Origin of the sequence: Methylobacterium sp. NEAU K (assembly GCF_030700285.1) — a bacterium.
GTDB lineage: Bacteria > Pseudomonadota > Alphaproteobacteria > Rhizobiales > Beijerinckiaceae > Methylobacterium.
In genome coordinates this window covers 58486-84026 of sequence record NZ_JAUYZJ010000020.1, presented here as the reverse complement: position 1 = coordinate 84026, position 25541 = coordinate 58486, and the positions used below count along the sequence as shown (strand labels likewise).

Below are 25541 nucleotides of genomic sequence, written 5' to 3'. Positions count from 1 at the left end.
AACCTGAGCTGCTTGCGCCCCACTCCGGCACCTCAGGCTGAGAAACGGGGTGCGGAGGCCCGTGGATTCCGACTGGCGTACGATTGGAATTGCAGGCTCAATCAGGCTTCGCGACATCGCGGGGTCGAACACGGCCGGGAGGGCGCCGTCATGGATCAGTTCGACGCGTTCAAGGCGATGGGCGAGTTCTGGGCTCGCGCCGGCGCGGGCATTCTCGCTCCGGGCGCCAGCTGGCCATCCTTCCCGCAGGCCGATCTCGCCGGGCTGGCCGCCGCGCAGAGCAGCCTGGCCCAGGCCTGGGCCTCGGCCACCGCCCTGTCGCAGACCCTGACGGCGTCGCTGAAGAGCGGCGCAGGGGCGCCCGATCCGACCGCCGGGGCCGTGCTCGCCCGGATCTTCGATCCGCAGGCCTGGCTCGGCGGCTCGGCCGAGTTCGACGCGGTGCTGACCCGCATGGCCGAGGGCCCGCAACTCGCCGACCTGTGGCAGACCGAGCGGCGCTACGGCGCTCTGCTCAACGCCTGGGCGACGTTGCGGCGGGCGCAGAGCGAGCACCAGACGGTGATGCTCGACGCCTGGACCCGGGCCGCCGGCACCTTCGCCCAGGAGGCCAACACCCGCGCCGAGCGCGGCGAGGGCTTCGCCTCTGCCCGCGCGATGATGACCCACTGGATCGAGACCGCCAATGCGGTGCTGCTGGAGGTCCAGCGCTCCGACGCGTTCCTGGCCTCGCAGCGGGCGGTCCTGAAGGCCTCCACCGACCTGCGGCTCGCCCAGCAGGACCTCTCGGCCTTCCTGGCGGACTTCTACGGGCAGCCGACCCGGGCCGAACTCGACGACGTGCACAAGAGCCTCACCGAGCTGCGCCGCGAGGTCCGGGCCCTGCGCCGCGAGCGCCGGGCGGCCGCACGGGCCTCGATGAGGCACGATGCCGGCGCGCGCACCGCGGAGGAAGCCCATGGCTGACAGGGACGCTCCGAAGGCCCCGGCCGCGCCGCTCGCCCTCAGCCCCGCCGAAATGCTCGCCGAGGTCGCCGATCTCGGCCGCCGGATCAGCGAGGGCGCCAAGCTGTTCTCGGACGTGCGCGACGCCGACGTGCAGATCGCCACCACGCCGAAGGACTTGGTCTGGAGCCAGGACAAGGTCTCGCTCTACCGCTACCGGCCGCTCGCCCCGAGCAAGGGCCTGCCGCCGGTGCTGATCGTCTACGGGTTGATCGGTCGCTACACGATGGCAGACCTGCAGGAGGACCGCTCGCTCGTCCGCAACCTGCTGAACCTCGGCCTCGACCTCTACGTGGTCGATTGGGGCAATCCGGGCCGGGCCGACCGTTACGTCACCATCGACGATTACGTCGACGACTACCTCGCCGAGTGCGTCGCGTTCATCGGCGCAGCCGCGGGCCGCGACAGGATCAACCTGCTCGGGATCTGCGAGGGCGGAGTCTTCACGACCTGCTATGCGGCGCTCTACCCCGAGCGCGTCAACGCGATGGTGCTGACCATCACGCCGATCGACTTCCATGCCGACACGCGCGAGAGCCGGGCCGGCCACGGCTTCATCAACGTCTGGACGCGGTCCCTCTCGCCCGAGGACGTCGACCGGCTGATCGACGCGCAGGGGTCGCTCCCCGGCGCTTTCATGGGCTCGGTGTTCTCGATGATGACGCCGATGCGCACCATGACGAAGTACAACCTCGACCTGCTCGACGCGTTGGACGACAAGAAGAAGTTCCTGAACTTCCTGCGCATGGAGAAATGGATCGCCGACCGGCCGGACCATCCAGGCGAGGCGGCCAAGCAGTGGCTCAAGGACCTCTACCAGGACAACAAGCTCGTCCGGAGCGAATTCGTTCTGGGGGGCCGCACGGTGGACCTGAAGCACATCGCCTGCCCGGTGCTCAACGTCTTCGCCCAGGACGACCACATCATCCCACCGGCGACCTCCCAGGCTCTCAAGGGCAAGATCGGCACCGAAGACTACACTGAACTGGGGCTGCCCGGCGGCCATGTCGGGGTCTTCGTCGGCGGCAAGGCGCAGAGGTTGCTGGGCTCCGGCATCGCAGACTGGCTCGGCGCGCGTGGGTAGGCCGATGGGCCGCGACGGGGAAGCCGCTGGGTGCGCGTTTGCCGGGCGGAGGCGGCCTTGTTCACGTTTTGATCGCGGGCTTGCCGGAGATCTCCCTCCGCCCTCCCCCGCAGAAGGGGGAGGGAAGACACGCGTATCCCCCGCCGGACTTCGTGCCTGTCGCGAGCCCGATGTTCAGAGGACAGCGGCAGGCCCGCCACGGCGTGGCACCAAGATAAATCCCAGCTTTCAGGCTCCGAGGACCACGCCATGGCGAGCCTGAAGAACAAGATCGTCAGCGCCGACGAGGCCCTCGCCATCCTGCAGGACGGCGACATGGTCGCGGTCTCGGGCTTCGTCGGCATCGGCACGCCGGACGAACTGATCCTGGCGCTGGCCCGCCGCTTCGAGGCCGGCCAGGGTCCGCATGGGCTCGGGCTGATGTTCGCGGCGGCGCCGGGCGACGGCAAGGAGCGCGGCCTCAACCGGCTGGCGATTCCCGGGCTGGTGCGCCGGGTCGTCGGCGGCCACTGGGCCCTTGTGCCGAAGCTGGCCAGGATGGCGATCGAGGGACAGATCGAGGCCTACAACCTGCCCCTCGGGGTGGTCTCGCACCTCTATCGGGAGATCGCCGCCCACACGCCCGGGCACATCACCAAGGTCGGCCTGCGCACCTTCGTGGATCCCCGCCTCGAAGGCGGCAAGCTCAACGCCGTGACCCACGAGGACCTCGTCAGCGTGGTCGAACTCGGCGGCGAATCCTGGCTCCACTACAAGGCGTTCCCGGTGAACGTCGCACTGATCCGCGGGACCACGGCGGATCCGGCCGGCAACATCACCATGGAGCGCGAGGCGCTGACGCTGGACAACCTCGCCGCCGCCATGGCGGCGAAGAACTCGGGCGGCTTCGTGATCGCCCAGGTCGAGCGGCTGGCCGAGGCCGGCTCGCTCGCCCCCCGGGAGGTGCAGGTGCCCGGGATCCTGGTGGACTGCGTGGTGCTGAGCCAGCCGGAGAACCACCGCCAGACCTACGGCACGCCCTACAACCACGCCTTCACGGGCCGCCAGCGCGTGCCCCTGGATAGGATCGCGCCGATCCCCCTCGATGCCCGCAAGGTGATCGCCCGGCGCTGCGCCTTCGAGTTGCCTCCGGGCGGGGTGGTCAATCTCGGCATCGGCATGCCCGAGGGGGTGGCGGCGGTCGCCGCCGAGGAGCGGGTGCTGAAGTATCTGACGCTCACTGCCGAGCCCGGCGTGATCGGCGGCCTGCCGCAGGGCGGACTGGATTTCGGCGCCGCCCTGAATCCGGCGGCTGTGCTGCATCAGAATCAGCAATTCGACTTCTACGACGGCGGCGGCCTCGATCTCGCCTGCCTCGGGCTGGCGCAGTGCGACGCCGAGGGGAACGTCAACGTCAGCCGCTTCGGCAAGCGGCTGGCCGGCGCCGGCGGCTTCATCAACATCTCGCAGAACGCCAAGAGCCTCGTCTTCGCCGGCACCTTCACGGCCGACGGGTTGCAGGTGGCGGTCGATGAGAGCGGAATCCGGATCCTGGTCGAAGGCCGCTCGCCGAAATTCATTGCGGCCGTCGAGCAAGTGACCTTCTCGGGCGCCTACGCGGCGGAGCGCGGCCAGCCGGTGCTCTATGTGACCGAGCGCTGCGTGTTCCGCCGGACCCGGGCCGGCATGGAACTCGCCGAGGTCGCGCCCGGGATCGACATCGCGCGGGACATCCTCGGCCAAATGGGCTTTGCGCCGATCGTGCAGGATCCGAAGCCGATGGACCCGCGCCTGTTCCGGGAGGCCGTGATGGGGCTGGAGCCGTGGCTCCTCGGTCTCTCGCTGTCCGAGCGGATCAGCTACGATCCGGAGCGCAATATCCTGTTCTCGAACCTCGAAGGTTTCCAGGTCCGCACCATCGACGACGTCGAGCTGGTGCGGCGTGAGTACGAGCGGGCCTGCCAGGAGATCGGCCGCAAGGTCCACCTGATTGCGAATTACGACGGCTTCGAGATCGATCCGACCGTGAGCGACGCCTATTTCTCGGCGATCGCCTACCTGGAGAACCGGTACTACGAGACCGCATCGCGCTACACCACGAGCGCATTCCTGCGCTTGAAACTCGGGGCCTCGTTGGCGAGCCGCGATCTGGCCCCCCATGTGTTCGAGACAAAGGCCGAGGCGCAGGCGAGGAATACGGCCCAGAGCGTGCCTCTCAAGCCCCGGCCCGCCCAGTCCCTGCCCGACAGGCCTGAACCGCCCAAGGAACCGTTGAATGCCTGAACCCGACCGCCTCTCCCTGACGGATCGCACCCTCCTGGTCGAATCCTGCCTGATCGGTGGCGAATGGTCGAAGGCCGGGTCCGGCACCATCGACGTCGCCAATCCCGCCACCGGCGCGGTGATCGCCCGGGTGCCGAATGCCGGCGCCGAGGAAACCCGCCGGGCGATCCAGGCGGCGCACGCGGCCTACCCGGCCTGGCGCGCCAGGACCGCCTCTGACCGGGCCGTGCTGCTGCGCAAGCTCGCCGCGCTGGTCACCGAGAACCAGGAGGATCTCGCGCAGATCCTCACCGCCGAGCAGGGCAAGTCGCTCACCGAATCCCGCGGCGAGGTCGCGATGTCGGCAGCCTACGTGCTTTGGTTCGCCGAGGAGGCCCGGCGCGTCTACGGCGACGTGATCCCCTCCCCCTGGGGCGACCGCAAGATCCTGGTGACCAAGGAGCCCGTTGGCGTGGTCGCGGCGATCACGCCGTGGAACTTCCCCTCCTCCATGATCGCCCGCAAGATCGCCCCCGCGCTCGCGGCGGGCTGCCCGATCGTGATCAAGCCGGCCTCGCAGACCCCCCTCTCCGGCCTCGTCTGGGGCGTGCTCTGCGAGCGAGCCGGGTTCCCGGCCGGCGTGGTCAGCATCCTCACCGGATCGGCCCGGGCCATCGGCGGGGAGATGACCGGCAACCCGCTGGTCAAGAAGATCACCTTCACGGGCTCCACCGAAGTCGGCAAGGTGCTCCTGGAGCAGGCCGCTCGCACGGTGAAGAAGGTCTCGATGGAGCTGGGCGGCAACGCGCCGTTCATCGTGTTCGACGATGCCGACCTCGACCGGGCTGTGGCGGGCGCGATGCTCGCCAAGTTCCGGAATTCCGGCCAGACCTGCATCTGCACCAACCGCTTTCTGGTTCAGGACGGGATCTACGACGCTTTCGCCGACAAGATGGCCGCGGCGGCCAACCGGCTGAAGGTCGGCAACGGCATCGAAGAGGGTGTCGCACAGGGCCCGCTGATCGACATGGCCGCTGTGGAGAAGACGGAGGCCCATATCCGCGACGCGCTCGAGAAGGGCGGCCGGGTCGTCGCGGGCGGGCACCGCCACGCGCTGGGCGGCCAGTTCTTCGAGCCCACCGTGATCGCGAACGCGACCCCCGACATGGCGGTGGCCCGCGAGGAGACCTTCGGGCCGCTGGCGCCCCTGTTCCGCTTCCGCGACGAGGCGGAGGCGATCCGCATGGCCAACGCCACCGAATACGGGCTCGCCTGCTACTTCTACACCCGCGACCTGGGCCGGACCTTCCGGGTCGCCGAGGCGCTGGAATACGGCATGGTGGGGATCAACGAAGGGATCATCACCACGGAGGTGGCGCCCTTCGGCGGCGTCAAGGAATCGGGCCTCGGCCGCGAGGGCTCCTACCAGGGCATCGAGGATTACCTGAACACCAAGTACCTCTGCGTCGGCGGCCTCGGCGGCTGAAACGCGTTCCCCCTCCCCTGCCGGGAGAGGGCGGCATCGCGAAGCGCAGGGTCGGGCGCCGTCCGCCGTGGAGAGACGAGCGCGCAGCCGCGCCGGCCTGCGCCCGGGCGTGCCTGTGCGGCTGTCAGGCCGGATGGGTGTTGTGGATCTGGTCGAAGTCGAGGGACGCCGTATCGATCACGATCTGGGTCCGGCTGATGACCTCGAGCTTGCGCAGGATCTCCGAGACATGGGCCTTCACGGTCGAATCGCCGACCTGAAGCTCGTGCGCGATCTGCTTGTTCAGCTTGCCCTGGCGGATCATCATAAGGACCCGCAGCTGCTGCGGCGTGAGCCGGGCCAGGCGCTCGGCAAGCGGCGGCTTCTTCGCGTGCGACGCCGGCGCGCTCGCCTCAGCAAGTCCGGGCGGCAGGAACAGCGCGCCGCTCAGCACCTCGGTGATCGCCCGGGTCAGGGTGGCCTTGTCCATCGCCTTGGGCACGAAGCCGGCGGCGCCGTGCTGCAGGGCCTCGCGGACGATGCGCGGGTCCTCGTGGCCCGACACGATCAGGATCGGGACGCGCGGGAAGCGGGCCCGGATCGTGATCAGGCCGTCGAAGCCGGTCACCCCGCGCATGGACAGGTCCAGGAGCGTCAGGTCGATGCTCCGGTTCTCAGCCAGCACCGCGCAGGCCGGCTCGATCCCGTCGGCCTCGTGCAGCACGGCGTCCGGATGCGCGAGGCGGATCGTGGCCGCGAGGGCATCGCGGAACAGCGGGTGGTCGTCGACGATCAGGAGATGCACGGGACGCGCGATACCTCGCTCGAGATCCTCGCACGGGACCCGCCGGATGTCGCGGGCCGACGCCGCGCGCCGGGAATGCGAGGTTGATCGATGCGGCCTCGGGGCGCAAGCGGGTGTTGAGAGGACCGCGCGCGTCCCGAGGCCTGAGCGCGCCGGCCCGGAGATCCGGTTCCGGCGCGCTGTCGCTTTGGATGCCCGGGAGCATCCGGAGGCTGGGCGGGCTGCGGCGCTGTCCGGTCCGCAGCCCGCGCGACGGCGCGTCAGCGCGACGCGACGGTCTTCGGCAGCTTGAATGCCCAGAAGCTGCCGCCCTGGTTGATGCCGGCGGTGGACTTGGCGACCTCGCCGCCCCACAGCGGCACCGCGCCGCCCCAGCCGGCCGCAACGCCGACCCACTGCTCGCCGTCCTGCTCCCAGGTAATCGGCGAGGACACGACGCCGGTGCCGACCTGGAACTTCCAGACTTCCTCGCCGGTCTTGGCGTCGAAGGCCTTCAGGAAGCCCTCGGGCGTCCCGGTGAAGACCAGATTGCCCGCCGTCGTCAGCACGCCGGCCCAGAGCGGTGCCTTGTTCTTGTACTCCCAGACGACCTTGCCGCTGGCCGGGTCGATCGCCTTGAGCGAGCCGATATGGTCGTCGAAGACCGGCTTGATGGTGAAGCCCGCGCCGAGATAGGCCGCGCCCTTCTTGTAGTTCACCGGCTCGTTCCAGATGTCCATGCCCCACTCGTTGGAGGGCACGTAGAACAGCTTGGTGTCGGGGCTGTAGCCGATCGGCATCCAGTTCTTGCCGCCGAGGAAGCTTGGCACCGCGAACACGGACTTGCCCTTCTTGTCGTCGGCATTCGCCTGGCTCGGGTCGCCGGGACGGTTCTCTGGGTTGTAGATCGGGCGGCCGTCCTTATCGATGCCCTTGGCCCAGTTGATCTTCTCGACGAACGGCGTGGCCGAGATGAACTTCCCGTTGGTGCGGTCGAGGACGTAGAAGAAGCCGTTGCGGTCGGCGGTGCCGCCGGCTTTGACGGTCTTGCCGTCCTTCTGCATGTCGAACGGCACGAACTCGTTGACGCCGTCGAAATCCCATCCGTCGTGCGGCGTCGTCTGGAAGCCCCAGACGATCTCGCCGTTATCGGGGTTCAGTGCGAGGCGTGAGGCCGACCACTTGTTGTCGCCGGGCCGCAGCCACGAGTTCCAGGGACCGGGATTGCCGGTGCCGAAATAGATCAGGTTGGTCTCCGGATCGTAGGTGCCGCCGAGCCAGGTCGCCCCCCCGCCGAACTTCCACATGTCGCCCGGCCAGGATTCGTTGACCTTGCCGGTCATGGTCGAGGGCTTGCCGTTCAACTCGCCCATGTGGCCCTCGATGACGGGCCGCTTCCAGACGATCTCGCCGGTCTCGGCGTCGCGCGCCTCGATCCGCCCGACCACGCCGAACTCGCCGCCGGACACGCCGGTGATGATCTTGCCCTTCACGATGATCGGGGCGGCGGTGTAGCTGTAGCCGGCCTTGAAGTCGTCGATGTCCTTGCGCCAGACCACCTTGCCGGTCTTGGTGTTCAGGGCGACGAGCTTGGCATCGAGCGTGCCGAAATAGACGTTGTCCTTGTAGAGCGCGGCGCCGCGGTTCACCACGTCGCAGCAGGGCAGGATGCCCTCCGGCAGGCGGGCATCGTATTCCCACTTCTTCTCGCCGGTGTGGGAATCGATCGCGTACATGCGCGAATACGAGCCGGTGACGTAAATCACGCCGTCCTTGACCAGCGCCTGGCTCTCCTGGCCGCGCTGCTTCTCGCCGCCGAACGAGAACGACCATGCGGGCACGAGACCCTTGATGTTGTCGCGGTTGAGCGTCTTGAGCGGGCTGAAGCGCTGGGCCTGGGGGCCGAGGCCGTATGTCACGACGTCGCCCGGCGTCTTGGCGTCGTTGATGATGTCCTGCTCGCTGACGCCCTCGGCAAGCGCCGGGATCGCGCCGCCCGCCACGAGGGCGGCGATGCCCACAGCGCCGAGGAACCGGGTCCGCATTCTCATGACGTGTCCTCCGTGATCGTCTCCGGTCCGTCCGGCCGGAGCTTCCGGGGCTTAGCGCGGACCGCACGAGTCGCAGGGCGCGCCCCCTTGGACGTCAACGTAAGAGGCTTCTCAGGAAAGTCTTATTGGCAATTGGTCCAATGTGTATGCGAAATTTGCCGAATGATTACGTGTATTCGATAGATAAAACGTAGCAAGCGGCCCAATCTGTCGAGATCGGTCCGCCGGTTTTGCCGTATCCGGCCGGTGCGTGATCGGTCGGATACGCCGGGGTCAGTATCCCTTCGGCGGCGTGTAGGTGACGCCGTAGGTCTCGCAGATCGCCTTCATGCGCCCTTCCGCGTTTAGAGCCGTGATCGCGTCCGCCACCGCGTAGGCGAGATCGCGCGAGTCGGTTTTCACCGCGCCACCGATCTCCCAGCGGGCCTTGACCAGCCCCTGAGACGGGACCGTCCCGATCGGATTGTCGTCCCGGGGTGCCTTGGCGGCGAACAGGGCGGCCTCGATCGCCGCGCGGGTGCCGGCCAGGATCGGCGCCTCCCCGGCGAGATAGGCCTGCGCCGCTGCATCGAAGCTCTTGTAGTGCTTCAGGCCCGCGCGGAAGCGGCCGCCCTGGGCGGTGAGCAGCATCAGGTCGGCCGCACTGGCGCCCTCGACCGCGACGGTCCTGTCGCCGATGTCGTCGAGCCGGTCGAGACCCTCCATCACGTCCTTCCGGTACGCGAAGGCGATCTCCTGATCGAAATACGGCGCGGTGAAGAACACCTGGTCGTTGCGCAGGGCGAGTTGCCGGTCGGTGGGCACATGCAGCATCAGGTCGGCCAGCGGCGTGCCCGCGAGATCGCCCCGCCAGAGGTTCAGCCGTAAGTCGCCGTCGACATTCTCGCCCGCGTCGACGACGCGCAGGTCGAGCTTCACCTTGAGCTTCTCGGCGATGGCGCGGGCGAGATCCGCGTCGATGCCGTTTGGCCGGCCCTTCTCGTCCTCGGAGAACGGCGCGTTGTCGCCGTAGACCGCCACCCGCAGCGTCCCGTCGGCCATGACCTGGTCGAGGGGCCGCGCGGCGGCTTCCGGCTGGAACCGGGCCGCCAGGATCAGGCCGCAGGCGGCCAAGGCGACCCGCCGCCGCTGCACGGCTCGCGCCCTATTCCTCATGTTTCGACTCGATGTAGCTACGGATTGCCCAGAGGCCCTCCTGGGAGATCAGACCCTCGAAGACCGGCATCTTGGTCACGCCGTTGATCACGGCACCGTGGCGCATGCGCTCCACGAAATACTCATCACCCTCCTTGCCCTGGGGCAGGTAGCGCAGGTCCGGGGCGAGGCCGCCGGAGATCATCTCCAGGCCGTGGCAGCGGGCGCAGTTCTGGTTGAACCCGGAGGCGCCGATCTGGATGGCGTGTGCGTCGCCCTTGTAGGGGTTCTCGGCGACCCACTCGGCGCCAAGCGGCTTCAACCCGTCCGTCTTGACCGGCTGCGGCTGGACATCGCCGTGGCCCAGTGCGCTGCCGGCCGCCAGCGCGAACCCCAGGGCCACGAGCGCCCCGCTCGCCGCCGTCTTGATCCTGCGCATCCGCCGCCTCCCATCTTCTTTCAGGACGGTTAGCAAGTGTCGGCGCTTCGACCCATTGTGCTTTGGTACGAAAAGCCGGTCGAAGATTGCCAAATGACTTGCGCCGCACTGCAGCACGTTAGCCATGTGCACCTTGGTCCAATATCGGCAGTCTCTGTTCCGGCCGTAATGTTCCCCAAAGGACGGCATGATGCTGGGCGGGGGAGACGAGCGAGAATGGCGGCGTTCGGCGCGCGAGGAGACGCACTGAGCCGCCGGCCCGTCTCCGCCGGACTCTGCGCGGCCGCCCTGCTCGCCCTTCCCGGCCTGATGCCTGGCCTCGCCGAGGCCGCGACGCCGGCTCTCGGGCCGCCGCTGGCGATCCACTACCTGGAACGGCGGGTCGAGCGGCCGGTGCCGCTCAACAACGAGGATCCGATCCCCGACGACGAGGGTGCCAGGGGCGCCGAACTCGGGCTGAAGGATTCGAGCGCCACCGGCCGCTTCATCGGGCTGGGCTTCAGCCTCGACGCGAAGGTGGTCGCGCCCGGCGACGACATCCGCGCGGCGTTCCGGGACCTGGCCGATCGGCACTTCGTGGTGATCAACGCGCCGGCCGCGGACGTGCTGGCGCTCGCCGACCTGCCGGAGGCCCGGGAAAGTGTTCTCCTCAACATCGGGGCGCCGGACACGCGGCTGCGCGATGCCGAGTGCCGGAAGAACCTCCTGCACATCCTGCCGTCGCGGGCGATGCTGGCCGACGCGCTGGTCCAGTTCCTCGCGTTCAAGCGCTGGTCCCGCATCCTTCTGGTCACGGGACCGGCGCCCGGGGACGGGCTCTACGCCGAGGCCCTGAAGCGGAGCGCGAAGAAGTTCGGGGCAAGGATCGTGGCCGAGGCCGCCTACGACCCCAGGGGCGGCGACGTGCGCGACACCGCCTTGCGCGAATTCGCCATCCCGACCCGCGGCGCCGAGCACGACGTGGTGGCGGTGGCCGACGAGGCCGGCGCGTTCGGGGCGAGCCTGAACTACAACTCCGCCGCGCCGCGCCCGGTCGTCGGCACGCAGGGCCTTTCCCCCGCAGCCTGGGGGCGGCCCGTGGAGGCCTGGGCCGCGGTGCAGCTCCAGGGGCGGTTCCGGAAGCTCGCCGGCCGGGCGATGCGGCCGGTCGATTGGGCCGGCTGGATGGCCGTGCACGCCATCGGCGAGGCGGCCGTGCAGGCGCGCAGCGCCGTTCCCGAGGCGGTGCGCGCCAGCCTGACCGCCGCGACCTTCGAGGTCGGCGGCTTCAAGGGCCGGCCGCTGAGCTTCCGCGCCTGGGATGGGCAGCTGCGCCAGCCGGTCTTCCTGCTGTGGCCCGGGGCCGTGACCGCCACCGCCCCGATCGAGGGCTTCCTCCATCACCGGACGGAACTCGACACGCTGGGCCTCGACGAGCCCGAGAGCGCCTGCCGGGCCTTTTCCGGACGCTCGCCATGAACCGGCTCGCGGCCCTCGCGCTCGCGCTCGCCACGGTCCTGCCCGCGCGGGCGGAGGAAGTCTTTGTCTCGAACGAGCGCGACAACACCGTCTCTGTGATCGACGGCGACAGCCTTGAGGTGCTGCGCATCTTCCCGGTGGGGCGGCGCCCGCGGGGGGTGACCTTCTCGAAGGACGGCCGCGCGCTCTACGTCTGCGCCAGCGATTCCGACGCCGTTCAGGTGATCGACCCGGAGACCGGCCAAGTGCGCCATGACCTGCCCTCCGGGGAGGATCCGGAGCAGTTCGCGCTCGCCCCCGATGGCCGCACCCTGTTCATCGCCAACGAGGAGAACGCCACCACCACGGTGGTCGACGCCCAGACCCGCAAGGTGCTGGCGCAGATCGATGTCGGCATCGAGCCGGAGGGCGTGGCGGTGAGCCCGGATGGCCGCACCGCCGTGACCACCTCCGAGACCACCAACATGGTCCATTGGATCGACACGAAGGGCCTCGAGGCGGTCGATGCCACCCCGGTCGGTCAGCGTCCGCGCTACGCCACCTTCTCGGCGGATGGCACTCGGCTCTGGGTCTCGTCGGAGATCGGCGGCACGGTCGCGGTGATCGACGTCGCCACCCGCAAGGTGATCGAGACGATCGGGTTCGCCTTGAAGGGCATTGCGGCCGACCGGATCCAGCCGGTGGGCATCCAGCTCGCGAAGGATGGACGCCACGCCTTCGTAGCGCTCGGGCCGTCTGACCGGGTCGCGGTGGTCGATACCCAGACCTTCAAGGTCGAGAGCTACATCCTGGTCGGGCGCCGGGTCTGGCAGCTCGCGCTCAACGCCGCCGGCACGCGGCTGTTCACCACCAACGGCGTCTCGGGCGATGTGACGGTGATCGACACCGGGACCGGCAGGCCGATCCGGACCGTCAAGGTCGGCCGATTCCCCTGGGGCGTCGCCGCCCGGCCGATTCCCGACGCAAAGGTTCCGGACGGGCGCGCCGCCGGGGCGGCGCCGTGATCTTTTGGGACCGTGGCCTGGCGCCCTCCCAGTCTCGAACTGCCGCTTTGCGGTTCCACACAGCGCGTGCCGGATCGTTCACGCTTCGACAGGGTGACCAGCCCAGAGCCGACGCGCACCTGCCCTCCCCCCTCCCCCGCGGGGGTTGGTGGGCGACACGCGCCTGCCCGCTCTGCCTCGCCCTGCTCGCGTTCCTCCTCGCGATCCTCCCCGCCAGCGCCGGCCAGCTCGATCGCGCGGCGCTGGAAAGTCACTTCCCGCCGCCCCTCGTGGTCGGCGAGAAGGACGGCGCGCTTCCGGTCTGGCCGATCCTGAAACAGCAGGCCGGCGCCTACGAGGTGTTCGCCTACGCGTTCGAATCGGTGGACCTCGCGCCGATCCCCGGATTCGGCGGCACGCCGCCCGACCTGCTGATCGCGCTGGCGCCCGACGGCACCTTCCGGGACGTCAAAGTGATCGCGCACCGGGAGCCGGTGTTCCTGGAGGGGCTCGGCTCCGAGCCGCTCTTCGCCTTCGTCGAGCAATATGCCGGCCTCTCGGCCAAGCAGGCGATCCGGGTCGGCCGGCCGAATGCCCGGGCGGCCGGCGCCCCGCCGCAGACCACCGTCGACGGGATCTCGATGGCCACGGCCTCGACCCGGGTGATCAACCAGTCGATCCTGGCCTCAGCGCTGGTGGTGGCCCGCGGGAAGCTCGGCTTCGGGGCGGCCAATGTCGGCCTGTCGGTCCAGGCCAAGCCCGGCCTCTACGAGCCGCTCGGCCTGCCCGACCTCCTCGCCCGCGGTTGGGTGAAGCGGCTGACCGTCACGAACGCCCAGGCCGCTGTCGCCTTCAAGGGGAGCGGTGTCGCGGAGTCCGGTGAAGGCGCCGCGGATGCGGTGCTGACCGACCTGTACGTGGCCTATCTCAACGTGCCGACGATCGGCCGCAACCTGCTCGGGCAGGCGCGGTTCGACGCGCTGATGCGGGAACTCGGTCCCGACAACCACGCCGTGATGGTGCTGAGCACCGGACCGGCCGACGCGCCGGAGAATCCGGTCGGCGAGCGCTTCGTGCTCGGCGCGGTCCCGGACCGGCTGGCCGTCAGCCAGAGCGGCCTGATCGTCGGCGCCCGCGACATGGCGGTGGAGCGCCGCGACGCCGGTCTGGCCGAGGGGCTGCCGCCGGGGAACTGGTCGATCCTGCGGATCGACCAAGCCGCCGGCTTCGACCCGTCAGCGCCCTGGGTGCTGGCCGAGACGATCGTGCGCGAGCGCGGGCAGATCCTGTCGGAAAAGATCGCCCGGACGTTCCCAGTGGAGACCGCCCTCCCCGCGGACCTGTTCACCCGGGCCAAGCCGGATGACGGCCCGAGCTGGACCGATCCGTGGCGGGCTCGAGCCCCGGAACTTGCGGCGATCGGTCTGATGCTGGCGATCCTGGTGCCGGTGTTGGCGCGCCAGCGCGGGCTCGTGGCCCATCGGCGCGCCTTCGCGGCGTTCCGCCTTGCCTTCTTGGCGCTGACGCTCGGCTTCGTCGGCTGGTCCGCGCAGGCACAGCTCTCGATCGTGACCCTCGTCGGCCTCGTGCGCGCGGCGACCACGACCCACGATCTCGCCTTCCTGCTCTACGACCCGCCGTCCCTGGTGCTCTGGGCCTTCGCGCTCGCCACCCTGCTGGTCTGGGGGCGCGGTACCTTCTGCGGCTGGCTCTGCCCCTTCGGCGCCCTGCAGGAGTTCGTGGCGCTGCTCGCCCGGCCCCTGCGCATCCGGCAGGTTACGGTTCCGGCCGGCCTCGACCGGGCGCTGCGGCAGCTGAAGTATGGCGTGCTCGCCGGCATCCTCGGTGCAGCCGCGGCGGGATCGCCGCTCGCCGACAGCCTCTCCGAGGTCGAGCCGTTCAAGACGGCCATCACCCTCTCTTTCGTGCGCAGCGGGCCGTTCGTCGCCTACGCGGCCGGGCTGCTCGTCCTCAACCTGTTCGTCTACAAGGGGTTCTGCCGCTATCTGTGCCCGCTCGGCGCGAGCCTCGCCCTCGTCGGGCGCCTGCGGGTCCTCGACTGGATCCCGCGCCGGGCCGAGTGCGGCTCGCCCTGCCAGCTCTGCAAGGTCCGCTGCCGCTACGGTGCCATCGCGCCCTCGGGCCGGATCGACTATCCCGAGTGCTTCCAGTGCATGGACTGCGTCACGATCATCCACGATCCGGCGCAATGCGTGCCGCAGGTCGTGGACCGCAAGCGGAAGCGCCGGAGCGCGCCGCACCCGATGGCGGTCACATGACCCTTCGGAACCTGAAGCGACCCGCCCGCCGCCGCGTCGTCCTCGGCGTGGCGGGCTTGGCTGCTGCTGCCGGGCTCGGCGGGATCGCGGCCTTCCGAGCGGCAGCCGCCTCGCGGGGGCTGGCGATCCGGACGCGGGCGGGCGTCGCCTTCGGGACCACGGTGGCGCTGACAGCCGCCGGCCGCGACCCGGCGACGATCGAGGCTGCCCTCACGGACGGGTTCGCGGCGATGCACGCGGTCGAGGCCGCCGCGAGCCTGTTCCGCACCGACAGCGCCCTGGCGCAGCTCAACCGCGAGGGCAGCCTCGCGGCGCCCGATCCGCACCTCGTCGCGCTGTTGCGCTTCGCCCTCACCCTGGCGGCCGAGACCGACGGCGCCTTCGACCCGACGGTGCAGCCGCTCTGGCCGGTCTGGTCGAGCGCAGCGGCTCGGAGCGCGCGCCCCGCGGCCGACGCACTCCGCGCTGCCATCGATCGGGTCGGCTGGCGCCGGGTGCGGCTCGAACCCGACCGGATCCTCCTGGTGCCGGGAACCGCGCTGACGCTGAACGCCCTGATCCAGGGCTACGCCGCCGACCGGGTAATGGCCGCGCTCCGTGGCCGCGGCATCGCCGACGCCTTCGTGGATACCGGCGAGTTCGGTGCGGTGGGGGCGCATCCCGACGGCGCTCCCTGGCGCCTCGGCCTCGCCGATCCGCGCGATCCGGGCCGGCTCGCCGACGTGATTGCCCCATTCACCGGCTTCGCAGCCACCTCGGGCGACTACAACATGAGTTTCTCGGACGACAGGGTCGACCACCACATCTTCGACCCGTCTACCGGCCATTCGCCTGGCGGCCTGTCCGCGGTGACCGTCACGGCCCCGACCGGGCTCCTCGCGGACGGCCTGTCCACCGCCTGCATGGTGCTCGGTCGGGACCGGGGTGCGCAACTGGTCGCCGCTCATGCGGGCTGCGCCGTGCGCTTCACCGACAAGGTCTGACAACCGGCTGGTGGCGGCCCGGCCTGGGGTGATCCCGGCACGCCCGCGAAAGCGCTCGGGGACAGCCACCATCGATCTGACGGGACCGACGGAACTGCGCCGACGAGCGCGGCCGAGAAGGCGCCCGCAGCATCGGGTTCAGGCTCCGGGTGGTTCGGGAGGCAGCGTCCCTGTCACGCTTGAAAACCGCACCACGTCCGGCGCGAACGCGACCGCGTAGGATGAGCCGGGGTAGCGGGACGCTCGCGCCAGCGGGGCGCAGGGAGGACACGCTGCCGAGGCAGAGCGGCATCGAAGGGCGAGCCAGAGGGTGATGCGATCAGAATCCCGTTTCTATCACCCGCGTGAAAGTGCCGAAGACTTCGCGGGCCTGCACCGGGATCCGGTTTTGTTTCCTGCCGGCCGCGAAGTCCTGTGTACCGAAAAAAGCTGAGTGATATTGCCCAGCTTCCGGGCCCGAATCTCGCGGTCCGACAGACGTAAGGTCGGGTGAAAACCGCTCGATCCAGCCGTGTCCCCCGCGTCCGACCTATTTCAACGCGTCGGCTCCCGTCTGGCAGATCAGCGCGTCCTGATCTCCGGTGCCGCCCGAGCAGCCGATCGCGCCGATGACCTTACCATCGACGACCAGAGGGATCCCGCCGGGCGAAGCCGCCAGATCGGGATCCAGGGTGCCGTAGTAGGTCGAACCGGCGGCGTAGAAGTTGAAGAACACACGGCTCTCCCGACGCCAACGCGCGGCCGTGCGCGCCTTGTTCTGAGAGATGCGGATCGACGCAAGCTGCGCGCCGTCCAGGCGAGCGAAATGGACGAGTTCGCCGTGGGTGTCGACGACAGCGATGTTCATGGGCCAACCCCGCTTTCTCGCTTCCCCTTCCGCGGCGGCCAGGATTGTTTTCGCTTGGTCGTAGGTGATCGGCGCGCCGTAGGGCAGGCCGAACGGGATCTTCTCCGGCGTTCCGCCTGCCGGCGCCTGTGGCGGCCCCGACGGCTTCGGCGGCTCCGGAGTCTGGGCCAGGGCCGGCATGCCGATCAGCGCGAGGCATAGGACCGCGGTGCGGGCGATGTACGGCGTCATGCGTTTCCTCCAACGCCGCAGCTTCTTAGGAGCACTTGGCGTCCATTCAGCCTAGGCCAAGGCAGGCCTGATCTCCATCCCGACAATCGTGAGTTATGAGAGAATTGGCGGCCTTCCGTCATTACGAAAATCCGGTTGGGACGCGACGACGGAACCGGATGTGCGGGACGACGCGGCGCCGGTGTGCACGTGCGTAGGGCCGAGGCGATCCGACTGTTCCGGGAGCCGGGCCAGGGCCGGCGGGTCAGCGGGTTCTTCCGGATCGCCAGCATGCGTTCTCCGGCCTCGGTCGTCGACGGCCAGAGCGGGCCGAGATCGATTCTCTCCACCGGGAGGTCGGGCGGTCGCGATCGGAGCGTGACATCCAAGGACCGCCCGCCGGGCACATCCGCAAGGTGCGCGGTGAGGTTCGCATTTTTGGGGCGAAACCTGGGCCCGAGCTATTCGCATCGCCGACTGAGTGGCTCAATCGCGCCGAGGCGCCATGCGCAATTCTACGTGATGATGTCGGGCGCGCACGCGGATCGGCGGGCAGCCGGTGACCACCGACAGGGCGTATCGTGAAAGCGGGTGGCCGAGCGGGAACTCGTCATTTCCAGGCCGGTCCGTATCGGACCCGAACGGCGCTTCGGCCGTCCACGCCTCGCCGGCTGCACAGCCGATGACGCTGCATCCTGCAACGTCAACGATGTGAAATCCACCTGGAGCTGGGGAAAGTCGCTCCAACACGTAGAATTCAAGCTACACATTGAGACCGCTCCATTCGCTATGCGTCGTGGCTCACGATTAACGATGGATGTTTTCAGGTGCGACTTTGTAACGTTTTCGTTCAACTCCTGCGTGTGGTCAGATTCTAGCCGGAGACGTGATGGTGACGAAGCCTATTTCTTCGCGCGTCTCGATGGGTTCTGCGTCTTAACACTCGATCAAGGCAGCCGCCTTAGACCCCGTTTAACCGGGCTGCCGATTCAGCAGCGCGATCAGGCCAATCGCCGCGCACAACTGCCCGAACTTCCGGAGAAAACGATGTTGAATCGCCTGAAGGGCGGACGAGACCAGAGGGGCAAACTTGCGGCCCTTAGCCGCTCTCTGGCCACGATCGAGTTCGCGCTGGACGGCGTCATTCTGGACGCGAACCCGAATTTCCTGTCGACGATGGGCTACACGTTCGAGGAGATCCGCGGCCGCCATCACAGCCTGTTCGTCGATCCGGCCGAGCACGCGAGCGAGGAGTACCGGCTGTTCTGGGAAAGGCTGCGGCGCGGCGCGTTCGAAACGGCCGAGTACAGGCGAATCGGCAAGGACGGTCGCGAGGTCTGGATCCAGGCCTCATACAACCCGGTGCTCGACCGGGCCGGAAGACCGGTCAAGATCGTCAAGTTCGCCACCGATATCACGGCGCAGAAGCTGCACGCCCTCGACCTCGACGGGCAGATCGCGGCCCTGCACCACTCGCAGGCGGTGATCGCCTTCACCCTCGATGGCACGATCCTGAGCGCCAACCAGAACTTCCTCGACGCGGTGGGTTACCGGCTCGACGAGATCGTTGGCAGCCACCATGGCCTGTTCGTGAGCCACGAGGAGCGCTCCAGCGAGGCCTATCGCGCCTTCTGGGCGGCGCTCGCCCGCGGCGAGTATCAGTCCGCGGAATACAGGCGCATCGGCAAGGGCGGCCGCGAGATCTGGATCCAGGCGACCTACAACCCGATCAAGGACGGCCGCGGACGGCCGGTCAAGGTCGTGAAGTTCGCCACCGACATCACCGCCCAGGTTTACGAGCGCCAGCGCCGGGCCGAGCTCCAGCGGGCGATCGGCGCGGATCTCGACGCGATCGGACGGGCGGTCGAGGACGTGACGCGGCAGACCGGTGCGGCGGCCGACACGGTCAGCCGGGTCTCCTCCGATATCCAGGCCGTGGCGTCTGGTGCGGAGCAGCTCTCGGGCTCGGTGGCCGAGATCAGCCAGCAGGTGAGCCACGCGGCGGATGTCGCCGGCCGGGCCGTCGAGCAGGCCCAGCGCACCGGCAGCATCGTGGCGGGCCTGAGCGATCAAGCCACCCAGATCGGCGCCGTTGTCGGGCTCATCTCCGGCATCGCGGCGCAGACGAACCTGTTGGCCTTGAATGCGACCATCGAGGCGGCCCGGGCCGGTACGGCGGGCCGCGGCTTCGCGGTGGTCGCTGCAGAAGTGAAGACCCTTGCCGAGCAGACCGGGCGGGCCACGCATCAGATCCGCGGACAGATCATCGCGACCCAGTCGGCGACGCGGGAAGCCGCCGACGCGATCGATGGCATCCGGGGCACGATCCTGACGCTGAACGAGGTGTCGTCCACCATCGCCGCGGCGGTGGAGGAGCAGTCCGCGGTCACACGGGAGATGTCCGCCAGCATGCAGACAGCCTCTCAAGGCGTGTCGACCATCGCTGTCGGCATGGACACGATCGCCCAGGCGAGCGAGCAGGTCGACCGGGCCACCCGTCAGGTTCGGGAGGCCTCCCGCGCGGTGGGCTGACCCCCGTCGCGGCATTCCCGGCGGAGAGCGCCGGCCGCAGCGGGCACCGCGTGGCGGCCGACAGTCCCGAATGCCGGTTTGCCTACGGTACCGAATCGATCGTGGGGAATCGCTCCATCATCCCGGGATCTTCCGCAGCCGAGAGGCGGATGCGAGGGTGCGCCTCGAAACCGATCGAACCTGTCCGACGGCGCGGATTTCTCTGCCGCGCAGAACTGTCCGGCCGTCAGCCCAGCCTCACTCCCATTCAATCGTGCCGGGCGGCTTGGAGGTGATGTCGTAGGTCACCCGGTTGATGCCCTTCACCTCGTTGATGATGCGGGTCGCGACCCGCCCGAGGAAGGCCATGTCGAACGGGTAGAAGTCGGCCGTCATGCCGTCCACCGAGGTGACGGCGCGCAGCGCACAGACGTGGTCGTAAGTCCGGCCGTCGCCCATCACGCCAACGGTCTTCACCGGCAGGATCACCGCGAAGGCCTGCCAGATCGTGTCGTAGAGTCCGGCCTTCCGGATCTCGTCGAGGTAGATCGCGTCCGCCTTGCGCAGGGCGTCGAGCTTCTCAGCGGTGATCGTGCCGGGACAGCGGATCGCTAGGCCCGGCCCCGGGAACGGATGGCGGCCGACGAAGCCGTCGGGCAGGCCGAGTTCCTTGCCGAGCACCCTGACCTCGTCCTTGAACAGCTCGCGGAGCGGCTCCACGAGCTTCATGTTCATGCGTTCGGGCAGGCCGCCGACATTGTGGTGGCTCTTGATCGTCACGGAGGGCCCGCCGGTGAACGAGACGCTCTCGATCACGTCCGGGTAGAGCGTGCCCTGCGCCAGGAAAGCGGCGCCGCCGATCTTCTTGGACTCGGCCTCGAAGACATCGATGAACAGGCGGCCGATGGTCTTCCTTTTGATTTCCGGGTCGCTCACGCCCTCCAGGGCGGACAGGAACATCCCGCTGGCTTCCACGTGGACCAGCGGGATGTTGTAGTGGTCGCGGAACAGGGCCACGACCTGCTCGGCTTCGCCCAGCCGCAGCAGCCCGTGGTCCACGAATACGCAGGTGAGCTGGTCGCCGATCGCCTCGTGGATCAGCACCGCCGCCACCGCCGAATCGACGCCGCCGGACAGGCCGCAGATCACCCGCTCCGCGCCGACCTGCTCGCGGATCTTCGCGATTGCCTCCTCGCGGTAGGCGCCCATTGTCCAGTCGCCCGAGCAGCCCGCGATGTCGCGCACGAAGTTGCGGATCAGCAGGGCGCCGTGCGGCGTGTGCGCCACCTCCGGGTGGAACTGCACCGCGTAGTAGCGCCGCGCCTCGTCGGCCACGGCCGCGAAGGGAGCATTCTTCGAGATCGCGACGGTGGAGAAACCGTCGGGCAGCTTGGTGACCCGGTCGCCGTGGCTCATCCAGACCGGGTAGGTCTCGCCCTTGTGCCAGACGCCCTGGAACAGGGGGCAATCGGCCAGGATCTCGACCTCGGCCCGGCCGAACTCCGCGTGGTGGCCGCCCTCGACCGCGCCGCCGAGTTGGGCCGCCATGGTCTGTTGGCCATAGCAGATGCCGAACACCGGAACGCCCGAATCGAACACGAGCTGCGGGGCTCGGGGGCTCGCCTCGACGGTGACCGATTCGGGGCCGCCGGAGAGGATCACACCCTTCGGCCGCTGCTCGCGGAAAGCGGCCTCGGCCTTCGTGAAGGGCACGATCTCGCAGTAGACCCCCTCTTCGCGCACCCGGCGGGCGATGAGCTGGGTCACCTGAGAGCCGAAATCGACGATCAGGATCTTGTCGTGGTCGGTGTTCATCGCGGGCGATTATCCGAAGGCCGGGGCGCACGCAACGCGCGTGCCCGGCTCCGGCTGGGGATCATCGCGCAAGGCGCGCGCCAAAGCGGCGCAGTCAGTCGAAATTGCGGACCTTGGCCGACCCGCCCAGGCTGATCGCGGGCTTGGCCGGGGCGCCGGCGAGGCTGACCTTCTTCTGGCCCGGCAGGGTTTTTGCGCGCAGCTCTGGCGCGGCCGTCGGCACCGGCTTGGCGGGCTTCAGGTGCGCCTGACCGTGGATCACCGAGCCGATCTCGCCGGCGACCCGGATCAGGTCCTCCCGGTCGCAGGAGCGGGCGACCTTGAGACCGAGCTTGTGCATGTGGCTCTTGCCGTAAAGGTAGGCGGCGAGCTGGGCGCGCTTCAGCGGCGGGATCGTCTCGAGGATCATCGGCAGGTCGAACTCGTCGGCCCGGTAGACCTCGCCCAGAACCTCGAGGCTCACGGGGCAATCGACTTCGGGCTCGGCGCCGCTGGTCGGGTGCGCTTGCGTCATGGTTGCCTCTCGGGAGTCGATGAGTCGGGTGCCGGCCCGGATGCCCCGGAGCCGGTATCAGTTTCAAGCCCTGCCGGCGCAGTAAGGTCCGCAATCCTGGCCGGCATGGGGCGCGGGGGCGGAGTGGGGGACACCTCGGCCGCGGGCTCCCACGGCCCGAGACAGCCGGTGCAGACGGTTTCGATGATCGCGCGGGCATGGGCCTGCCGGCGCGCCCAGAGGGCCTCCCGGGCGGCGCGCGCGCCCTCGTCCGATCCGGCCTCCGGCAGCGGCCGGATGCGGATGAACAACGCCTCCTCCGCGCAAGCCGGGAGCGGCGCGCTGGCCAGGAGGGCGAGCAGCACGAGCGTCTGGGCGCAGAGCCGTCGGTCCGGAGCAGCCTCGCACGTCATGACGTCTCGTCCTTCCTGCGGAGCAGACCCCGAGACCTCGCGCCTCATGGTAAACCGGAGCTTAACATGGCCGAATGTCCGCCCGCGGGTTAACGGCTCGTTAGCCCGCGGGCGGACATTCTTTCCTCACCTGTTCGGAGGGTCTCCCATGACGAGCCAGGTCGTTGTCGAAGTCGCGGCCGCCCTCTCGGGCGCCCTGGCGCTGGGTGCCCTGACGCGGATGGCGGCGATACGTCCCGCCCTGCGGCCCGTCACCGTTCGGGCGCGGCGGCGCGGCTGAGCGGCCCGTCGCCGGGGATCGCGGTGGCGCTCTGATCCTGCGCGGCCCGGCGCCGGTCCTGGGTCCGGCCGAGCCAGAGGCTGTTGATCAGCCATGCCAGGGACAGTGGCACCGCCGCCCCGGCGATGCCGGTGCTGCCGAACCCGAGCCCCTGGATGCCGGTGAAGGACCATGCCCCCACCTGATCGCCCAGGCGATACACCACCGTGTCGATGAAGCTCTTGGCCTTGTAGCGGTCCTCCCGCGGGACCACGGTGAACAGCACCTCCCGGACCGGCCGGGCGATGGCGAAGTTGCCGGCCCGCCGCAGGACCTGGAACGCCACGATCACCCCGATGGTCGGCGAGACCGCGAGCGCGGCGAAGCCCAGCACGCTGAAGGCCGGCAGCAGGGCGAGGGTCAGCCCGACGCCGAGGCGGTTCACGATCCGCCCGGTCAGAAAAATCTGCACGCCCAGCGTCAGCACGTTCACCGCGAGGTCGACGCTCGCGAAGAAGGCGGTCTGCGCGCCCCGGTCCGGAAAGCTGCGCTTGGCGATGCCCGCCTGCTCGAAATACAGGAAGGTCGAGGTGACCGAGAACAGCAGCAGGAACAGCGAGATGTTCAGCAAGTAAGGCGAAGCCAGGGTGCGGGTGACGCCGGCGAGCACCCCGCCGCCGATGGTGCGGTCCTGGCCGTCATTGGCCGAATCGCCGCTGCCCGGCACCGCGTGGAGCCGCGCCGACAGGGCCGCGAGCCCGCGCATGCAGAACACGGCCGCTTCGAGGAGCACCACCGCGCAGAGCATCAGGCCCCAGGTGGGTACGTTCTTGGCGAGGATTGCGGTCGTGGCCGAGCCCGCGATGGCGCCCAGCGTCGCCCCGGCCGCGATGAAGCCGAACAGGCGCTTGCCCTGCTGGTTCGAGAAAACGTCGACGATGGTGGCCCAGAAGATCGAGACCACGAACAGGTTGAAGATCGACAGCCAGACGAAGAACACCCGCCCGATCCAGATGCCCCATTCCGGCGGCGCCAGACAGAGCGTCAGCGCGAAGGCCAGGATGTTGGCCGCGAAGAACCGGTAGGTGATCGGCACGAACCGCGCCCGCGGCATGCGCTTCACCAGGTAGGCGAAGGGCAGGTTCAGGGCGAGCATGCCGACCAGCGTCGCGGTGAACAGCCAGGGCAGGTTCTCGATGCCCCCGGCCACGCCCATCTGGTCGCGGATCGGGCGCAGCACGTAATAGGCCGCCAGGATCGAGAAGATGTACGCCCAGGACCAAGCGAGCGCCTGGCCCTCGCCGGAGCGGATATCGATCAGGCGCGCGAGCGGGCCGCGGGGAATCGAGTCCTCAGCCACGCGTCTCTCACTTCCCCAACCCGAGCTTCTCGCGCAGTTCCGGCGCGGTGGCCTCGTGGCCGAAGCCCGGGGAGGTTATGGCGAACTTGTCGGCGTCCTTGAGCGGGCCGACCACAACCGGATCGAACCCGGCGTCGCGGACCAGGCCCTCGGCCACATTCAGCGCCGCGGGATCGTCCCCGGCGATCGGGATCGCCATTCGGCCGCCGGGTCGGTCCTTGCCGCCATTGGCGCCCGCCTTGGCGAAGATCTTGTAGTTGGCGGCGTTGAACGCCCGGACCAGCTTCGCGCCCGGAAAGTACTTGGCCGAGGTCGTGCCGATCCCGTTCGCCTGAACCTCGTCGAAGAGGGCGCCGTCGCGCTTCTGCGTGGCGTTGCCGGCGTCGAGCACGACCTTGCCGGCGAGCGAGGACGCGAGATCCTTCGAGAGGTCCGGATAGGCCTTGTAGGGCACCGCCACGAACACCGCGTCGCCGAACGTGATCGCCTCCTCGGGCGTCCCGGCCCTGGCCTTCGGCCCCAGTTCCGCGATCATCGGCGCCAGGGTCTCCGGATGGCGCGAGGCGAACATCACCTCGTGGCCGTCCTTGACCCACAGGCTCCCGATCGTCCCGCCTATATTGCCGGCCCCGATCACCCCGATCCGGATTTTCTTGGGATGTTCCTGCGCCAGGGCCGGCATCGCGGATGCCGTGAGGAGGCTGGCGAGGGCGATGGCGAGCGCGGCGCGCCGCGGGGTGCGATCAGACCGCATCGATGAACGTCTCCATCTGCTTGCGCTGGGCTGGGTCCGGGAGCCGGCCCCGTGCGGCGCCGAGGTTGTCCTCGACGTAAGCGGCCTTCGCCATGCCGGGAATCGGGCAGGTCACGGCCGGGTTGGCGAGCACGTATTTGAGAAAGAACTGCGGCCAGCTCGCGCAGCCGAGGTCCGTCGCCACGGGCGGCAGCTCCTTGCCCTGGACCGCCTTGAACAGGCGGTCGCGGCCGAAGGGGACGTTGGTCATCACGGCCACGCCCCGGTCGGCGGCGAGCGGGATCACGCGCTCGGCCGCGGCCCGATTGTCGATGGCGTAATTCACCTGGATGAAGTCGAGGGTCTCCCGCTTCATCACGGCCTCGAGGGCATCGAGCTGGCCGTCGCGCCAGACCGTGACTCCGATGTAGCGGATCCGCTTGCCGCGCTTCAGGTCGCGCAACACCGCGAGGTTCTCGCCCGCGTCGATCAGGTTATGGACGGCCACGAGGTCGATCGTATCGACCTTCATCCGCTTCAGCGACCGCTCGAACTCGGCGAGCGTGGCGTCGCGGCCCTGGGTGTCGACCTTGGTGGCCAGGAAAATCTTCTGGCGCAGCCCGGGTTCCGCCAGGATCATGCCCAGCACGTCCTCGGCGGTGCCGTAGCTCGGCGCGGTGTCGATCATCGAGCCGCCGAGCGATACGAAGGTCTGCACCGCTTCACGCAGGGGCGCGACCGTGTCGGGCGTCGGCTCGACCTCATAGCGACGCGACGTGCCGATCCCGATCGCCGGCAGCATCTCCCCGGTGGACGGGATCGGTCGCCGGATCAGGAGCTCCGCGGCCCGGGCGGGACGGGTGGCGAGCGGCGCGAGGGCCGCCGCCGCGATGACGGCGCGACGCGATACGGGCATGGCCGGCCTCCGGCGTGTTCAGGACAGCATCGGGAGATAGGGCGCCGTCCGAGCCATGTGCATTCTTTATTCTCACGC

General features: G+C 69.2%; 20 protein-coding genes. 10 read left to right on the top strand and 10 right to left on the bottom strand.

Features of this window, described 5'->3' with window-relative positions:
- Positions 1–150: 150 nt before the first annotated feature.
- From Q8W67_RS16965 to Q8W67_RS16950, 4 genes are all read left to right on the top strand, one after another.
- Positions 151–966, top strand: a complete 816-nt coding sequence (locus Q8W67_RS16965) for a poly(R)-hydroxyalkanoic acid synthase subunit PhaE (protein WP_305547614.1) — start codon at positions 151–153, stop codon at positions 964–966.
- Positions 959–2089, top strand: coding sequence for a class III poly(R)-hydroxyalkanoic acid synthase subunit PhaC (gene phaC / locus Q8W67_RS16960; RefSeq protein ID WP_305547612.1), 1131 nt, complete (start codon positions 959–961; stop codon positions 2087–2089). The genes Q8W67_RS16965 and phaC overlap by 8 nt, the downstream gene beginning before the upstream one ends.
- Positions 2090–2338: 249 nt before the next feature.
- A complete protein-coding gene (locus Q8W67_RS16955; protein WP_305547610.1) occupies positions 2339–4351 on the top strand; it encodes an acyl CoA:acetate/3-ketoacid CoA transferase in 2013 nt (670 codons plus the stop codon).
- Positions 4344–5816 (top strand): NAD-dependent succinate-semialdehyde dehydrogenase, encoded by a 1473-nt coding sequence (locus Q8W67_RS16950; RefSeq protein WP_305547608.1) that lies wholly within the window; start codon positions 4344–4346, stop codon positions 5814–5816. The genes Q8W67_RS16955 and Q8W67_RS16950 overlap by 8 nt, the downstream gene beginning before the upstream one ends.
- Before the next feature lie 124 nt (positions 5817–5940).
- On the opposite strand, the gene Q8W67_RS16945 is transcribed toward Q8W67_RS16950, so the two are convergent.
- The 4 genes from Q8W67_RS16945 to pedF form a co-directional block, all read right to left on the bottom strand.
- Positions 5941–6600, bottom strand: a complete 660-nt coding sequence (locus Q8W67_RS16945; RefSeq protein WP_305547606.1) for a response regulator transcription factor — start codon at positions 6598–6600, stop codon at positions 5941–5943.
- 260 nt (positions 6601–6860) lie between these two features.
- Positions 6861–8630: a PQQ-dependent methanol/ethanol family dehydrogenase gene (locus Q8W67_RS16940; protein ID WP_305547604.1), complete on the bottom strand. Its 1770-nt coding sequence runs from the start codon at positions 8628–8630 to the stop codon at positions 6861–6863.
- A gap of 273 nt (positions 8631–8903) precedes the next feature.
- Entirely contained in the window at positions 8904–9785 is an 882-nt protein-coding gene (locus Q8W67_RS16935; RefSeq protein WP_370693895.1) for a substrate-binding periplasmic protein, read from the bottom strand.
- Positions 9775–10203: a cytochrome c-550 PedF gene (gene pedF / locus Q8W67_RS16930; protein WP_305547602.1), complete on the bottom strand. Its 429-nt coding sequence runs from the start codon at positions 10201–10203 to the stop codon at positions 9775–9777. The genes Q8W67_RS16935 and pedF overlap by 11 nt, the downstream gene beginning before the upstream one ends.
- Before the next feature lie 216 nt (positions 10204–10419).
- On the opposite strand from pedF, the gene Q8W67_RS16925 reads away from it, so the two are divergent.
- From Q8W67_RS16925 to Q8W67_RS16910, 4 genes are all read left to right on the top strand, one after another.
- A complete protein-coding gene (locus Q8W67_RS16925; RefSeq protein ID WP_370693894.1) occupies positions 10420–11661 on the top strand; it encodes an ABC transporter substrate-binding protein in 1242 nt (413 codons plus the stop codon).
- A complete protein-coding gene (locus Q8W67_RS16920) occupies positions 11658–12665 on the top strand; it encodes a PQQ-dependent catabolism-associated beta-propeller protein (protein ID WP_305547600.1) in 1008 nt (335 codons plus the stop codon). The genes Q8W67_RS16925 and Q8W67_RS16920 overlap by 4 nt, the downstream gene beginning before the upstream one ends.
- A gap of 119 nt (positions 12666–12784) precedes the next feature.
- A complete protein-coding gene (locus Q8W67_RS16915) occupies positions 12785–14923 on the top strand; it encodes a 4Fe-4S binding protein (RefSeq protein ID WP_305547644.1) in 2139 nt (712 codons plus the stop codon).
- The gene (locus Q8W67_RS16910; protein ID WP_305547598.1) at positions 14920–15906 is read left to right on the top strand and encodes an FAD:protein FMN transferase; all 987 of its coding nucleotides are present in this window, start codon (positions 14920–14922) and stop codon (positions 15904–15906) included. The genes Q8W67_RS16915 and Q8W67_RS16910 overlap by 4 nt, the downstream gene beginning before the upstream one ends.
- Positions 15907–16435: 529 nt before the next feature.
- Here Q8W67_RS16910 and Q8W67_RS16905 read toward each other — a convergent pair.
- Positions 16436–16933, bottom strand: a complete 498-nt coding sequence (locus Q8W67_RS16905; protein WP_305547596.1) for a heme-binding protein — start codon at positions 16931–16933, stop codon at positions 16436–16438.
- Positions 16934–18010: 1077 nt separating this feature from the next.
- Here Q8W67_RS16905 and Q8W67_RS16900 point away from each other — a divergent pair.
- Positions 18011–19495: a PAS domain S-box protein gene (locus Q8W67_RS16900; RefSeq protein ID WP_305547642.1), complete on the top strand. Its 1485-nt coding sequence runs from the start codon at positions 18011–18013 to the stop codon at positions 19493–19495.
- 237 nt (positions 19496–19732) lie between these two features.
- On the opposite strand, the gene guaA is transcribed toward Q8W67_RS16900, so the two are convergent.
- Both guaA and Q8W67_RS16890 read right to left on the bottom strand, forming a co-directional pair.
- Positions 19733–21289 (bottom strand): glutamine-hydrolyzing GMP synthase, encoded by a 1557-nt coding sequence (gene guaA / locus Q8W67_RS16895; RefSeq protein WP_305547594.1) that lies wholly within the window; start codon positions 21287–21289, stop codon positions 19733–19735.
- A gap of 94 nt (positions 21290–21383) precedes the next feature.
- A complete protein-coding gene (locus Q8W67_RS16890) occupies positions 21384–21803 on the bottom strand; it encodes a hypothetical protein (RefSeq protein ID WP_305547592.1) in 420 nt (139 codons plus the stop codon).
- Positions 21804–22343: 540 nt separating this feature from the next.
- Here Q8W67_RS16890 and Q8W67_RS16885 point away from each other — a divergent pair.
- Complete coding sequence (locus Q8W67_RS16885; protein WP_305547590.1) at positions 22344–22475, top strand: hypothetical protein; 132 nt, start codon at positions 22344–22346, stop codon at positions 22473–22475.
- Here Q8W67_RS16885 and Q8W67_RS16880 read toward each other — a convergent pair.
- The 3 genes from Q8W67_RS16880 to Q8W67_RS16870 are packed head-to-tail and all read right to left on the bottom strand — an operon-like array spanning position 22447 to position 25463.
- On the bottom strand, positions 22447–23814 hold the full coding sequence (locus tag Q8W67_RS16880; RefSeq protein ID WP_305547588.1) for an NTP/NDP exchange transporter: 1368 nt from the start codon (positions 23812–23814) through the stop codon (positions 22447–22449). The two genes, Q8W67_RS16885 and Q8W67_RS16880, sit on opposite strands and share 29 nt — an antisense overlap.
- Before the next feature lie 7 nt (positions 23815–23821).
- Entirely contained in the window at positions 23822–24568 is a 747-nt protein-coding gene (locus Q8W67_RS16875; protein WP_305547586.1) for an NADPH-dependent F420 reductase, read from the bottom strand.
- Entirely contained in the window at positions 24558–25463 is a 906-nt protein-coding gene (locus Q8W67_RS16870; protein ID WP_305547584.1) for an aldo/keto reductase, read from the bottom strand. The genes Q8W67_RS16875 and Q8W67_RS16870 overlap by 11 nt, the downstream gene beginning before the upstream one ends.
- Positions 25464–25541: the final 78 nt, after the last annotated feature.

Coding starts and splice junctions, on each gene's coding strand:
- Q8W67_RS16965 (WP_305547614.1), top strand. CDS start 151: ATGGATCAGTTCGACGCGTTCAAGGCGATGGGCGAGTTCTGGGCTCGC.
- phaC (WP_305547612.1), top strand. CDS start 959: ATGGCTGACAGGGACGCTCCGAAGGCCCCGGCCGCGCCGCTCGCCCTC.
- Q8W67_RS16955 (WP_305547610.1), top strand. CDS start 2,339: ATGGCGAGCCTGAAGAACAAGATCGTCAGCGCCGACGAGGCCCTCGCC.
- Q8W67_RS16950 (WP_305547608.1), top strand. CDS start 4,344: ATGCCTGAACCCGACCGCCTCTCCCTGACGGATCGCACCCTCCTGGTC.
- Q8W67_RS16940 (WP_305547604.1), bottom strand. CDS start 8,630: ATGAGAATGCGGACCCGGTTCCTCGGCGCTGTGGGCATCGCCGCCCTC.
- Q8W67_RS16935 (WP_370693895.1), bottom strand. CDS start 9,785: ATGAGGAATAGGGCGCGAGCCGTGCAGCGGCGGCGGGTCGCCTTGGCC.
- pedF (WP_305547602.1), bottom strand. CDS start 10,203: ATGCGCAGGATCAAGACGGCGGCGAGCGGGGCGCTCGTGGCCCTGGGG.
- Q8W67_RS16925 (WP_370693894.1), top strand. CDS start 10,420: ATGGCGGCGTTCGGCGCGCGAGGAGACGCACTGAGCCGCCGGCCCGTC.
- Q8W67_RS16920 (WP_305547600.1), top strand. CDS start 11,658: ATGAACCGGCTCGCGGCCCTCGCGCTCGCGCTCGCCACGGTCCTGCCC.
- Q8W67_RS16910 (WP_305547598.1), top strand. CDS start 14,920: ATGACCCTTCGGAACCTGAAGCGACCCGCCCGCCGCCGCGTCGTCCTC.
- Q8W67_RS16905 (WP_305547596.1), bottom strand. CDS start 16,933: ATGCCGGCCCTGGCCCAGACTCCGGAGCCGCCGAAGCCGTCGGGGCCG.
- Q8W67_RS16900 (WP_305547642.1), top strand. CDS start 18,011: ATGTTGAATCGCCTGAAGGGCGGACGAGACCAGAGGGGCAAACTTGCG.
- guaA (WP_305547594.1), bottom strand. CDS start 21,289: ATGAACACCGACCACGACAAGATCCTGATCGTCGATTTCGGCTCTCAG.
- Q8W67_RS16890 (WP_305547592.1), bottom strand. CDS start 21,803: ATGACGCAAGCGCACCCGACCAGCGGCGCCGAGCCCGAAGTCGATTGC.
- Q8W67_RS16885 (WP_305547590.1), top strand. CDS start 22,344: ATGACGAGCCAGGTCGTTGTCGAAGTCGCGGCCGCCCTCTCGGGCGCC.
- Q8W67_RS16875 (WP_305547586.1), bottom strand. CDS start 24,568: ATGCGGTCTGATCGCACCCCGCGGCGCGCCGCGCTCGCCATCGCCCTC.
- Q8W67_RS16870 (WP_305547584.1), bottom strand. CDS start 25,463: ATGCCCGTATCGCGTCGCGCCGTCATCGCGGCGGCGGCCCTCGCGCCG.